At 40.0% G+C, this 13,422-nt stretch carries 9 protein-coding genes; 4 read left to right on the top strand and 5 right to left on the bottom strand.

Annotated features, from left to right (window positions below):
- Nucleotides 1–1,308, bottom strand: a protein-coding gene (locus HMPREF2987_RS10140; protein ID WP_142995321.1) for an IS3 family transposase whose coding sequence is annotated in 2 segments (ribosomal slippage) — nt 1–867 and nt 867–1,308 — 1,309 coding nt annotated over the 2 segments. Because the reading frame shifts where the segments join, the coding sequence is not laid out codon by codon here. This gene is flagged as partial in the annotation.
- Nucleotides 1,309–1,600: 292 nt separating this feature from the next.
- A complete protein-coding gene (locus tag HMPREF2987_RS00055; protein ID WP_075228828.1) occupies nt 1,601–2,563 on the bottom strand; it encodes an asparaginase in 963 nt (320 codons plus the stop codon).
- Nucleotides 2,564–2,630: 67 nt separating this feature from the next.
- On the opposite strand from HMPREF2987_RS00055, the gene HMPREF2987_RS00050 reads away from it, so the two are divergent.
- Complete coding sequence (locus tag HMPREF2987_RS00050) at nt 2,631–4,019, top strand: Cof-type HAD-IIB family hydrolase (protein ID WP_075228827.1); 1,389 nt, start codon at nt 2,631–2,633, stop codon at nt 4,017–4,019.
- Nucleotides 4,020–4,169: 150 nt separating this feature from the next.
- Here HMPREF2987_RS00050 and HMPREF2987_RS00045 read toward each other — a convergent pair whose 3' ends face one another.
- A complete protein-coding gene (locus tag HMPREF2987_RS00045; protein WP_075228826.1) occupies nt 4,170–4,622 on the bottom strand; it encodes a universal stress protein in 453 nt (150 codons plus the stop codon).
- Between the two features lie 147 nt (nt 4,623–4,769).
- Between HMPREF2987_RS00045 and HMPREF2987_RS00040 the strand changes: the two genes are divergently transcribed.
- The 3 genes from HMPREF2987_RS00040 to HMPREF2987_RS00030 all read left to right on the top strand — a co-directional run bounded on the left by HMPREF2987_RS00040 (nt 4,770) and on the right by HMPREF2987_RS00030 (nt 7,361).
- Complete coding sequence (locus tag HMPREF2987_RS00040; protein WP_075228825.1) at nt 4,770–5,609, top strand: metallophosphoesterase family protein; 840 nt, start codon at nt 4,770–4,772, stop codon at nt 5,607–5,609.
- Between the two features lie 71 nt (nt 5,610–5,680).
- Nucleotides 5,681–6,118 (top strand): Rrf2 family transcriptional regulator, encoded by a 438-nt coding sequence (locus HMPREF2987_RS00035; RefSeq protein WP_075228824.1) that lies wholly within the window; start codon nt 5,681–5,683, stop codon nt 6,116–6,118.
- A 223-nt stretch (nt 6,119–6,341) separates the two neighbouring features.
- The gene (locus tag HMPREF2987_RS00030) at nt 6,342–7,361 is read left to right on the top strand and encodes a YdcF family protein (protein WP_075228823.1); all 1,020 of its coding nucleotides are present in this window, start codon (nt 6,342–6,344) and stop codon (nt 7,359–7,361) included.
- A 109-nt stretch (nt 7,362–7,470) separates the two neighbouring features.
- Here HMPREF2987_RS00030 and HMPREF2987_RS00025 read toward each other — a convergent pair whose 3' ends face one another.
- Together HMPREF2987_RS00025 and HMPREF2987_RS00020 are read right to left on the bottom strand one after the other, a co-directional pair.
- Complete coding sequence (locus tag HMPREF2987_RS00025; protein ID WP_075228822.1) at nt 7,471–11,157, bottom strand: pullulanase; 3,687 nt, start codon at nt 11,155–11,157, stop codon at nt 7,471–7,473.
- Between the two features lie 546 nt (nt 11,158–11,703).
- A complete protein-coding gene (locus HMPREF2987_RS00020; RefSeq protein ID WP_075228821.1) occupies nt 11,704–13,173 on the bottom strand; it encodes an AcpB/EbpR/MafR family transcriptional regulator in 1,470 nt (489 codons plus the stop codon).
- Nucleotides 13,174–13,422: the final 249 nt, after the last annotated feature.

The following is a 13,422-nucleotide window of genomic DNA, read 5'->3' as shown; positions in this document are numbered from 1 at the left end:
CTTTTAGTTTTACCTTAATTCGTTTGTTGTTGTAGTAATCAATATAGTCTACAATAGCTTGTTCCAAGTGTTCAAGTGACTGAAACGTATTCTCATAACCATAAAACATTTCAGACTTAAGAATGCCAAAGAAAGATTCCATCATACCGTTATCTGGACTATTTCCCTTACGTGACATAGATGGTTGGATTCCCTTATTCTTTAAAAAATGATGATAAAAATCGTGTTGGTATTGCCATCCTTGGTCACTATGGAGAATTGTATTTTCGTAATGGTTCTCTGTAAAGGCTTGTTCTAGCATAGCTTTCATTTGTACTAAGTTCGGCGAAGTAGAAAGATTGTAGGAGATAATTTCGCTGTTAAAGCCATCTAAAACTGGTGATAAATAAAGCTTTTGGCTGCTTGCTGGAATGGCAAATTCTGTCACATCTGTGTAGCACTTTTGCATTGGTTTGGTTGCTTCAAATTGACGTTGAATAAGATTATCTGCTTTCTTGCCAACCTCTCCTTGGTAGGAAGAATACTTTCGTTTACGGCGAATTCGAGCCGTTAAACCAAGTACTTTCATCAGACGCTGCACCTTCTTATGGTTCACTACGAAGCCACGATTTCGTAATTCTAGAGTCATGCGACGATAACCGTAATTTCCTTTATGCTCAGTATAAGTTGACTGAATTTCAGCTTTAATATCATAATCTTTATCGCTTTGATCCAGCTGTTTTAAGTGGTAATAATAGGTTGAACGGGCAAGCTTAATAATCTTTAGAAGGATATCTAAAGAAAACTCTGTTACCAGTCCTTGAACAATTTCCGTTTTTCTTCTTGCTCCTTTTCGTCCCTCAATCGGAGTTCTCTCAACTTTTTTAGAATGGCATTCTCCGCTCTCAAGTACTCATTTTCTGCTTGAAGACGTTCTAATTCTGTCATATCTTCAAATCTCTTCTTTGGCTTACGTCCCATTTTAGGTGGTCTCCCTCTTGTTTTCTCAACAATAGTATACCCGTTTTTCTTATATTGTGCCAGCCAATTCGAAAGTAATCCACTACTTGGAAGAGCATAATCCAGAGACACCCTAATTTGTGAACGCCCCTCAAGAAGAACTTTATCAATGATCTCTTGTTTTAGTTCAGGAGAATAGTAACAATTCTTTCCTTTTTTGACGATTTCTATTCCATAACGATCAATCAATTTAATCATGTACTGAAGATTAGAAATGTTTATCCCAAATTGATTTGAAAGTTGTCTAAAGCTCTCTCCTTTCTTTCTTAATTCATATATTTGAACTTTATCTTCATAAGTTAATTTCATAATAAAAACACCCCAAAAGTTAGATTTTTATGTCTAACTTTTGGGGTGCAGTTCAAAATCCCGACCTCGCTTTTTAGTAGCAAAATTTTTTGGTCAATAGTTCAAGCATCAAGTTGATGGTTGAAGACTCTCGGAGTGGACTAGAAAACAAGACGTGGTCTAGTAATTTCTATCTCACCGACTTTTTTATACTCAATGAAAATCAAAGAGCAAACTAGGAAACTAGCCGCAGGCTGTACTTGAGTACGGCAAGGCGACGTTGACGAGGTTTGAATTTGATTTTCGAAGAGTATTATCCTTCCATATAGGCTCGTAATTCCTCTCCCCTGAGGCCAGCATTGATAGCAATGAGGAGTTTGAGGCGGGCTTTTTGAGCATTCAGCTCTTTGACAAAAAATACACCAGCATTTTGCAGACAAACGCCTCCACCTTCATAGGCATATACAGGCTCAGCGATACCATTAAAACAACGAGAAACCAAGGCAATGGGAAGCCCTGCTTGGATAAGGGTGTTTAATTTTCGAGATGTTTCCTTAGGAACATTTCCAGCACCGAAAGCCTGAATGATGAGACCATCCAGTTGATCGACAGGCAGTAAATCAAGGAGTTCTTCTGTCATGCCAGCATAAACAGGGATGATGGGCACCAAACCTTGGATGCTATCTAAATCAAAACGGACACGTGGTTCTGCAGTTTTAAAATAGAGAATTTCTTGCTTCATGATGAGACCTAGTGGGCCATGGGTCGGTGTTTGGAAGGTTCCGACATTCGTGGTATGGGTCTTAGTGACATACTTGGCAGCGTGAATTTCATCATTCATCACGACCAGTACCCCCTTATCAGCGGTCTTGTCATCACTTGCAACACGTAAGGCGCTGAGATAGTTGTAGACGCCATCACTTCCTAGTTCATTGGAGCTTCTCATAGCTCCGGTCAATACGATGGGAATGTGAGGGATTTCCATCGTGTCTAGGAAATAAGCCGTTTCCTCGAGGGTGTCGGTGCCGTGTGTAATGACAACGCCATCAAAATTCTTTGCCTCTTGCTTAATTTTGTGATAGAGAGCCAGCATGTGTTTGGGCTTGATATGAGGACTGGGTAAATTTAAAAAATCCAAAGCATGGACTTGGATTCCCTCTAAGGGATTTGAGACATGATTCATAGGATTATCTGCACTAGTTCTAACAGCTCCTGAGTCATCTGCTTGCATGGAAATAGTGCCACCTGTGTGTAAAACGAGGATTTTCTTAGTCATGATTCACTCACTTTTTCTGAAATAATGGTATAATCATTGTATCATAAAAGAAAGGAATGAGATAGTCATGGAAGTCAAAGCTGTTTTTTTTGATATAGATGGAACACTTGTCAATGATCGAAAGAGTGTTTTGAAATCCACTAAAGAAGCCATCAAGATTGTGAAGGACCAGGGTGTTCTTGTGGGGGTAGCGACCGGACGAGGACCATTTTTTGTTAAGGATTTGATGGATGATTTGGATCTGGATTTTGCAGTTACCTACAATGGCCAATATATCTTTAACAAAGAACGTGTACTTTTTGCGAGTCCGATTGATAAACGAAGTCTAAGACAAGTTATTGCATACGCCAAGGAAAATAGAAAAGAAATCGCTATGGGGACGAGACAGGATGTGATTGGCTCTCGGATTATGTCCTTTGGGTTAAGTCCTTTGTCCCAGCTAGTGAGCCGCTTTGTTCCTAAATTTTTGACTCGAACAGTCAGTCATTCCTTTAATCGTATGGTCAGTAAGGCCCTTCCTCAAAAGGAAGATGATTTACTAGATTTGATTAACCAACCCATCTACCAAGTTCTCATGTTGATGACACCTGAGGAGTCTAACCAAGCAGCCTCAGAGTTTGAATATCTTAAGTTTACACGAAGCAATCCTTTTGCAGCGGACATCATCAACCAAGGGAATTCGAAATTAGAAGGAATTCGTCGCGTCGGAAAAGAATACGGCTTTGACTTGAACCAAGTTATGGCTTTTGGTGATTCGGATAATGACCTAGAAATGTTGGCTGGCGTTGGGATGTCTGTTGCCATGGGAAATGGTAGTAGTAGTGTCAAGGAAGTAGCCAAACATATCACGACGAGTAACCAAGAGGATGGAATTCATAAAGCCTTGGAGCACTTTGGGGTACTGGCTTCTGAAAAAGTCTTTGTCAGTCGCGACTATCACTTTAATAAGGTCAAGGCCTTCCATCATATGATGGATGAGAGAACCCAGGAAGAACCAAAGGCTTGGGATTTGGAAGGGGCAACCCATCGTGCGGACTTTAAGATTGAAGAGTTGGTAGAGTTTGTTCGTGCCTCTAGTAACTCAGACGAGGATTTTCAAGCAGCGGTTGCAGAGCTACATCAAGCCTTGGATAAGGCTGCAACAAAAGTTTCAAAAAACATTCCCGCCAAGCAGGATTTGATCGGGCAAGTGGATGCCTTGATTGATACTCTGTATTTTACTTATGGAAGTTTTGTATTGATGGGTGTGGATCCAGAACGTATTTTTGAAATTGTCCATCAGGCCAATATGGGCAAGGTTTTCCCAGATGGTAAGGCCCACTTTGATCCAGTAACTCATAAAATCCTTAAACCTGATGATTGGGAGGAGAAATATGCCCCAGAACCAGCTATTAAAAAGGAAATTGAGCGACAGATAAAGGCCTATGAACGCCATAAGGAAAGAGAAAATAAATAATAGGCTGTGGCTAGAGAAAATGTTGTTTTCGTATAAGGGACTTTTTGGAGTCTGAAAGACCAATAAAAAGACCACTCATCTACTACATCAAAAGGAATTTTTATAAAAAACGAGGTCGGGATTTGTCCCGACCTCTTGTCTTTCTACTAATTATAAAGTTTTATCCTTATCTCTAACGACGAGGAGATCAACGCTGGTATGGCGTAAAATGTACTCAGATGAAGAACCAACTAGGAGACGCTCAAAGGCATTGAGTCCCGTTGCTCCGACTAAAATCAAGTCAACATGTTCTTCTTCAGGGATAGTTTTAGCCAAGAGGGTCTTGGGATTGCCCATTTCAATGACCAGCTGAATGTCTGTGACTCCAGCGTCTTTTGCACGCTTTTCGTATTCTGCCATCAAGTTTTGAGCTTCAAGTTGTAGTTCTTCATAAACTTCAGCATCAAATGTTGAAACACTTTGAAGGGCACGAGTATCAATCACATGGGCAAGGGTTAATTTTCCTTGGTTACGTAGGGTGATCTGTACTCCCTTGACAAAGGCAAGATCAGCTTCTTTAGAACCATCGATAGCGACCATGATATTTTCATAACGTTGTGTCATAGCAAAAACCTCCTAACATTTTGTCACCTTCATTGTAACCCTTTTCACTAAAAAAGTAAAGTAAAAAACGATGGAAGAGGAAGTAGATTTTGATTTTGGAAGGGCGTTTGGTATAATGAAAACAGAAATAAATCAAGAGGACTCGTCATGACAAAAATTGCAGTACTATCAGATATACATGGAAATACAACTGCTCTGGAGGCTGTGCTAGAAGATGCTCAAACGGCAGGAGTTGATGAATATTGGCTTTTGGGAGATATTCTCATGCCTGGGACAGGACGAAAAAATATTCTCAGACGATTAGAGGACTTGCCGATTACGATTCGAGTTCTGGGAAATTGGGAAGAGAGTTTATGGCGAGCTGCTCATCGAAAATTAGATACAAGTAGACCTAGCCATCGCTACCTCTTGCGCCAATGCCAGTATATTATGGAAGAAATTAGTAGCCAAGAGATTGAGGCACTGCAGAACTATCCTTTGCAAGTGCATCGTCAGTTTGGAAATCTGAAGCTAGGGATAAGCCATCATTTGCCGGATAAAAATTGGGGAAGAGAGCTGATTCATCTTGGTAAGCAAGAGGACTTTGACCGTCTTGTCACCAATCCGGATTGCGATATTGCCATTTATGGTCATATCCATCAGCAATTTCTTCGCTATGGTAGTGGTGGTCAGCTTATCCTGAACCCAGGTTCGATTGGTCAACCCTTCTTTTTATCTGAGAATTTACGCAAAGACTTGCGGGCCCAATACATGATCTTAGAATTTGATGAAAAAGGCTTGAAAGATGTTGATTTTCGTCGGGTGGATTATGATATTGAGGCAGAATTACAGCTAGCAAAAGACTTACAATTACCCTACTATCAAGTCTACTATGAGAGCTTAGTTAATGGGATTCACCATACCCACAATCAGGACTTGTTGCACGAAATCGCTCAGAGTCAAGGACATGATGTTGAATTGGATGACTGGCTTAGTGGTAACTCTTGACATTACAACTAGAAGAGATATAATAAACTTAAGAAAAGAAGGAACTAATCAGACGAAAAAAGGAGAAGAGGATGCAAATTTCAAGTCGATTTACCATTGCGACACATATGTTGGTAATCATTGCCCTAAAAGGGAAGGAAAGCAAGGTGACTAGTGATTTTCTAGCTAGTAGTGTTGGAGTCAATCCAGTTATTATCCGTAAAACCTTGTCCCAACTAAAAAAGGCAGAGTTGATTTCCGTCGCGCGTGGAACTGGAGGGGCAGAGATTATCAAAGACCTAGAGGATATCAGTCTATTAGATGTTTACCAAGCAGTTGAATGTCTAGGAAAGACAGGTCAACTCTTTAGTTTTCACGACAATCCCAATCCAGCCTGTCCAGTAGGAGCTAACATCCATGGGGTTTTAGATGAGAAATTACAAAAGATTCAGCTAGCCATGGAGCAGGAGTTGAGCCAAACCAGCCTTGCCCAAGTGGTGGCAGATGCAGAGAGTAGGATAGAAGGATAGAGGCTGGGACAAAAGTCCTGGCCTCTCAATTGTCTTTGGATTGTCGAGCAAGACGCAGTGGTTGAGTGGTCTCTACTACGCTGATTTCATCAGCTTTTACAGCCCTACTCAACTGTGCGGAGGTGGGACGACGAAATCGAATTCTAACGAATTACCGATTTCTGTCCCACTCTCTTTCTATGTGGATAATGATGATAAAATAGAATCATTAAAGGAGGAAGAAATGTATCTCGTTGTAGGAATTGTATTAGCATTTATACTGTCATTTTGGAAGGATAATAGAAGTTTGTGGAATCCAGTATTATTTTTATTATCTCTCATTTCAAGTTATATTTATCTATCCGACCTTTTTTATAAAAATGGTTATGAGAAGGTTCAGCTTGCTTTCTATGGCTTTGCCTTTGTTTTACTCCCTTTGTTGCTTTTTCTAAGTGGTATTTTTTTAATCTATAATGGTGTTATCCTGCTGAAGCGAGAGGGACGTTCAAAGGCTAATTATCTCTCCATGCTTCTTGGAATAGTCATTTTGGTATTTTTTGCCTTGATTTCATTTGAATTAGCAAGTCGAAATGCATTATTTTACACCAATCATTTTCTAAACATTTTATTTGTATTCATCGTCTATTCTTATTTTATTTTTGGCTTTGCCTTTGTGGGTTTCATGTTGTACTCTATCTTGTATCTCTTTATTCCCAAGAGGAAGCATTATGATTTTATTATCATTCACGGTGCAGGTTTACTAGGTGGAGAAAGGGTAACACCTTTGCTAAAGAAGAGAATTGATAAGGGAGTAGAAGCTTACCACAAGTCTAAGAATCCTCATATCAAAATCATAGCTAGCGGTGGACAAGGGGCGGACGAAAAGATTTCTGAGGCCCAAGCGATTACAAACTATCTGCTTGAAGAGACAGATGTCCCCCAAGATGCGATTATCCTGGAGGACCAATCAAGAACGACCTATGAGAACCTTCTTTACTCCAAAGAGATTGGTGAGAAACTAGTAGCCAAACCTCAATTTCTCTTTGTGACCAATGATTATCATGTCTTTAGAACAAGTACCTATGCTCGTAAGCTAAAAATGAAAGGTGATGGTCTAGGTTGTCGGACAGCGGGCTACTACATTCCATCAGCCTTTATCCGTGAATTTGTAGCTCTATGTGTGAAATTGAAGTGGCTCTTTATGTTCTTCTACGGATTATTATTCCTAGCTCTTCTTTTGTCCTATAAGGGAATTCTTTGGTAATAAAAGTCACTATTTTGACTCGCTAATGTAAAAAAAGCAAGAATTTTTTAGTTCTTGCTTTTTTATTGATTATTTGTAACGTGCTGTTTTGGTGAAGCCTATAGCCCTATTATTTCTCTTTTTTCTTTAGGAAACTTCCAAGTCCTAGGAATGTGAGGAGACCAATTCCTGCAAGAACAAGAGTAGATTGTTTTTCAGTACCTGTGTTTGGCAGGACTTTTTGAGACAGAGTCTCTACAACAGTTTCTTGAGAGTCAGGATTTGTTGCTAGGTTTTGGGCTTGACTTTGGTCGGCTTCCAAGCTAGAAAGATCAAATTCTGGTTTTTCTTCCACAGTTGGAGCGACAATGGCACCACCTTGGGACAAGCGGAGAACCACAGCAGTGAGAGCGTTCACTTTCAAACCATTTTCTGTCCATGTTAGTCCTTGAGGCTTGGCAATTCCTACTGGTCCTGCTTGGTTTTCATCTGCCAGAACTTGGGCATTTCTCAAGTGAGCAAATTCAGTCCCTAGAGTGAATTCACGTTCTTTATCATCAGCATTGACAAAGACTGCGTAGACATCTCCATTTGGAGCAGTGATTTGGTAGCCGATGACCACGTCTTCTTTTTCAACACCATTTTGTCCTGGGACAGTAATGAGGCGGACACGCTCCTTGATATCTTTAAGACTCTTAAGTCGGAAGGCATCTGTAGATTGACGTAGGGCAATCAAACCTTTCATGTAGTCACGGCTCTTGACGTTTTCAGGATATGTTTTCCCATCTGTTGCTTTGGTCCAATCAAACTTGTTGACAGCATCGCTAGAGTCATAAGAGTCATGGATGAAGTAAGGATAGACAAATGGATTGCCATCTTTATCACGCAACAAGTGAGATTTGTTTGGAACCTTATCCTCTGAAACAGGATTCTTGTAGGCTGGGTCCAAGAATTGTTTGGTACGTCCATACTCCTGACCAGAGTGGATAAATGGTGTTCCTTGTGCTGTTAAGACCATGAGGTTTCCAAGACGCAAACGACGATGGATTTCAGCATAGTTTTCAGCCTTGCTTGGGTCTTTTTTGATTGATTGGGCAATGATGTCAAAAAGGGTCAAGTTATCATGAGCTGCGATATACTGGATAACATCTCCTGGGTTGTCCGCTTCAAAGTTGGTTGGTTGAGCAATCAGATTTTTAAAGATGGTATTGATATCGCGTTTTCCACCTGTGATAAAGGCAGGTTGACCTTCATTTGGATAACCAGACTTGAGGTTGTTACGGATGTCGTCTGAGAAGACTGCGACAGTATCGGTATGTTTCATCCAATCTTGGTCAGCAGGCTGTGTTGGCATATTTTCATCACCAGAATAGGTTCTCCAACCTTCACCAAGCATTATGAGATTTGGATTGAGGGCGCGTGCAGCCTTATAAGCTTCTTCGATAGAAGCTGCATCGTGGTCACCCATCATATCAAAGCGGAAACCATCTACTTTATAGGTTTCAACTAGATACTTGATAGAGTCTACCATGACGCGTTTAGACATGTAGTGGGTTGTTCCTAGACGACCACCACCAAAGCTAGTACGAGGTGCTCCGTCTGCATCCATGAAGTGGTAGTAGTTTGGCTCAAGGTCTTCAAAGATATCGACATTGGCAGTATGGTTGTAAACTACGTCTAAGATAGCACCCATGCCACGTTTATGGATTTCGTTGACAAGGTTCTTAAATTCTGCGATACGTTTTTCTGGATCCTTAGGATTGCTTGAGTACATACCAGTCAATGAGAAGTAGTTTTGAGGGTCATAACCCCAGTTGTAGTTGCTATCGCTTGAAGCATAGGCGGACAAGCGTTCTTGGTTCTTCAATTCATTGACAAAGTAATAGGACAAGACTGGAAGGAGCTGGATGTGGGTCACGCCCAAGTCTTTTAGGTAGTCTAGTTTTTCGATAAAGGCTTCAAAAGTACCAAATGGCTTAGTCAAATCTTTTGCGATGGCAGGATCTGAAGTGAAGTCACGAACGTGAGCCTCGTAGATAACAGCATCTTCGCGAGATTTGAAATTGCGAATCTTACCATAAGTCAAGTCTTGCGGCCCTAGTTTTGCTGGGTTTACAAAAGCAGCTTTAGCCACTTTATGGGCAGCGTCTGTTTTTGCTAGATCGCTGTTCCAAGCTGCCAGAGATTTAGCATAAGGATCTAGTGCGAGAACAGTCTTACCTTGGCGCTCGATTTGGTAGTGGTAGTAGTAGCCAGTATAGTTGCTGATGCCAAGTCCTGAATTCTCATCCAGGGTTTGGTTCCAGGTTCCTTTTTCTCCTTTTTCAAGAGCGACGGTTCCGACAACTTTTTCAGGATCTTTTTTATCGTAGACGACAACGGAAACTTTATCAGCACTTGGAGACCAGAGGGTCAAATCAACACGTTTGCCATCTTCTTTAAGATTTGCACCGAGTGGACCATCGTAACTATAAGTCTCGTCTTTGAGACGCCAGCTAGAACGAGTTGTAAAACGGTCTGAATCATAGGCAACTGTATATGGGTTTTGAGTGTCAGAAAAATCACCGATGTAGGTTACCTTCTTACCTGCTTCATCGATTGTAACATCGGAGATAGCAACTTTATTCCCTTGGTGGTCCGTAATACTTGAACGTTTGATGATATCCTCTTTCTTGGCTCCAACTAGTGTAGAGAAACTGCTTTCAATACGAGATTTAGCTACATGTTGGGCACCAGTCATGCGAATATCGTGAACATAGTATGGGTTGGTGTAGATCGTTTCATCATCATCCTTGAGGAAGATTTGACTATGGTTTTTCAGGTCAGTGAATTTATAGTCTTCTTTTCTGATTTTCACATCATCGCCTTTCTTGCTTTCGTCTAGTAGTAAAAATCCAAATTCTCTAGCGGCTTCATTTAGCGGAATATCGATGTAGCGTCCGTGTTTTCCACTTGCAGTAAAGTCTGTACCGTCAGGCCATTCACCATTGCTTGGAGTCTTCACATCTCCCCAGTACCAGAGAGATTTCTTGTCATAGTTGCCATCGGTGCGGAAGTAGTTGACACGAATAGTTCCTGCTGGTTGAGGTTGATAGTTGTGTACTTTATAGTTTTCATCTAGCCAAGCTTCATTCATCTTTGGGGAGAGACGCTCTACCGAACGGTCTCCAGTAAGGTTGTCCCCTTTTGTGTTGTTGATGAGGAAGCTGATTTTCTTGGCTTGTTCATTTTTTAGTTTGACATCTAGGTAGTAGCCGTAGTCGTCTTTCTTGGCATCCTTGAAGGACTGGGCGCCATTTGGCCAGTTCTCAGATGGTTTTTCAACATCATCCCAAGTCCAAAGACCTTGCGAATCTTGGTTTTCTTGAGGAAGTTTTTTGACGTGGATACGGAAGTAGTTGTCTGCGATTGGGTTTTCAGATACAGTGTCTGCTGGCGAAGCTTTCTCAGCGGCTAGACTTGATACTTCTGTTTTCTCGTCTTTGTTATTTGGAAGGTTTGGAGTAGCTTCAGTTGTAGTTATTTCAGAAACTGCTACTGGTTCAGATGTTTTAGACTCTAGGGAAACGTTTGCATCTTTGTGGTCCAAAATAGGCGTTTTTTCGTCAGCTTGGCTGGTTTCTGTAGTAGCTGGGTTCGCACTAATAGCGCTTACATTTTCTTGCGTGCCAAGACTAGTTTCAGCTGCAGATACAGAAGGTGCTGTTAGGGCAAGGAGGATAAAGCTTGCTCCAATAAGGACAGAGCCAGTTCCGTTTTTCAGAGAACGGATACTGTAAACCATTTTTTTATCTGGTTGAGATGACGTGTTTTTCATAGACACTCTCCTATCATTTATTTCTATCCTAGTATAGCATGGAGTAAAATTTTATGCAATCGTTTTCTTGGATTTTATTGATAAGAAATGTGACTCTGAGAAAAATCATACTCATACTCAATGAAAATCAAATAGCAAACTATAAAGCTAGTCTCAGGCTGCTCAAAATACTGTTTTGAGGTTGTAGATGGAAGCTGGCGTGGTTTGAAGAGATTTTCGAAGAGTATCAAGTGAAATCAATGCGCCTTTTTGTTGATGGCCTACTAAGGAAATATCATAGTCTAAGCATAAACCTTGAAATCTACCTGCTAAACAATGGATCTGACTGTATTTTAGCAAAGCAAGGAAAAAGTTTTTAACTCGACATAAATATATAGGTTCACGCAACAAAATTCGGCTATTTTTGTTTGTAAATGTGTATCAGTTTGAAGATAGATTCTAGCAAAGTTTTCTATAACAAAAACGCATAAGATCAAGTTATTTGAATACCTGATATTATGCGTTTTTATGTTTTGAACCCTATATATCTAGCTATAAAGCATGTTTTTAAAGTTTAGTGAGAGAAAGAGTATTGAGCTCGTTAATGATTTGGAGATTTGACATGCGACTAATATTAATCAGTTTCGGATGAGCCAATCCTTCGACATCAAAGTTTGTCAAAATGGCATCGTAATCAGCTTCCATGACTTCATCAACATTCAAAGTATCTTTATCCCAAACCTCGTATTGGATGTTTTTTGAAGTGTGGTATTTATAAAGAGAAATGAGAGAGTAGGGATGAGCGAAGTCGAAGGAACTTAAAACGAGAACTCTGACCTTATTTTGACTTTCAAGGAGTTGGGGGATAAGATTGTCAGCGTGGGTAAAGAGGGTATAAACCAAATGGACTACAGTATGGATGTGGTCCTTTTGTCCCAGCGTAGATTTGTATCGCATCATTTCAAATACAGCTGCTTCGTAAAAATCTGGGAAGATTGTTTGTAGCTTATTGAGGGAATAAGTTCTATCATGCGAAATAATGGACTCAGAGTTAATTTCTTGACGTTCTAGAAGAGCAGTGTTATGGATATGCCAGACTAGACGGTCAGTATTTTCAAAGTGGATTCCAAACTGACGGGTGAGGTTATCAAGGATATCACGAGCTGCGTGATAAGAGCGATTTGCCAGTTCATCAGTTTCACGAGCTGCCAATAAGTCTTCAACGGTAAAGTAGAGCCCTGTCTGTGTATATGCATCAAAGAGTTGTTCTAGGGTTGTAGGGTCGATTGTAATTCCTAAAATTTCAGAGATAGGCTGGAGTTCTTCTTGAATGCTAGGAAGTTGAGCATAGATGGGAACCTCACTATGAGGTTTATTTGGGAAATTATTAAGATTGCCAGTTTTAAATCTTTGGAGGTTGACAGCTACCAGAGTTCTAATTTGAAACACATTGGCGTAGTTGGCTGGAAATCCAGTTGTTTTTATGAAGAAAGCAACAAACTCTTCTAAGGCTTCTTTTGATTCTGAAAAAGGCCATTCATAATAACCGTAGGTTTCGTAGAAATATTGGGCAAAGAAAAAACGAATATCTCTCTCGTCTCCGATAATAGAGATGGGAGTAACCTTAAGTTTAAAGCGATAATTTGAATGAAGGAGGTTGTTGATTTCTGCGACTTTTTTTCGCAGAGATGGAAGAGAGATATCTAGTTTTTCAGCCAAGTGTTCATAGGTAAAGGGTGCATCTAGTAGAAAGAAGGCTTCTAAAACTTGGAAATTTGTAGATGTTTTTAGAAAATGACTATAGATATGCTCGATTCCCAAACCTTTATCATTGGTAAGCCGAATCCCAGCTGTCGAAGACTGGATATCAAAGTCGTTAAGATCTTCACGTAGCTCCTTGATATCACTTTTCAAAATCCGAGTATTGGTGTCAAGGATTTCAGCGAGTTCATCCAAGTGAATCCAGTCAGGTTTTTCAAACAAATACTCTAAAATTTCGAGTTGTCTTTGATCTTTTTGAGCGAGTAATCCTCTCATGTGTGTTTCTCCTATACTTGTTATTGTTTTTCGTGATAATTTTAAATCAACATACATTATACCACAGGGATTTTGGAAATGCGAAAAAATTTGCTCGAAATTATATTTTTTAGAAATATATGGTATATATAATCGCATTAAATTCAAAAAGAAAAATAAAAACATCGTTTGACTATTTTTTTAAAAGAGCCTGTATAATGAATTTGTATGTAAAGAACATGCTTTTATTTATAAAAAGGAGATATGTCA

The sequence above is a fragment of the Streptococcus sp. HMSC067H01 genome (assembly GCF_001814775.1).
GTDB lineage: Bacteria > Bacillota > Bacilli > Lactobacillales > Streptococcaceae > Streptococcus.
Note: the sequence above shows the minus strand (reverse complement) of the source record. Positions and strands in the feature narration are given on the sequence as shown.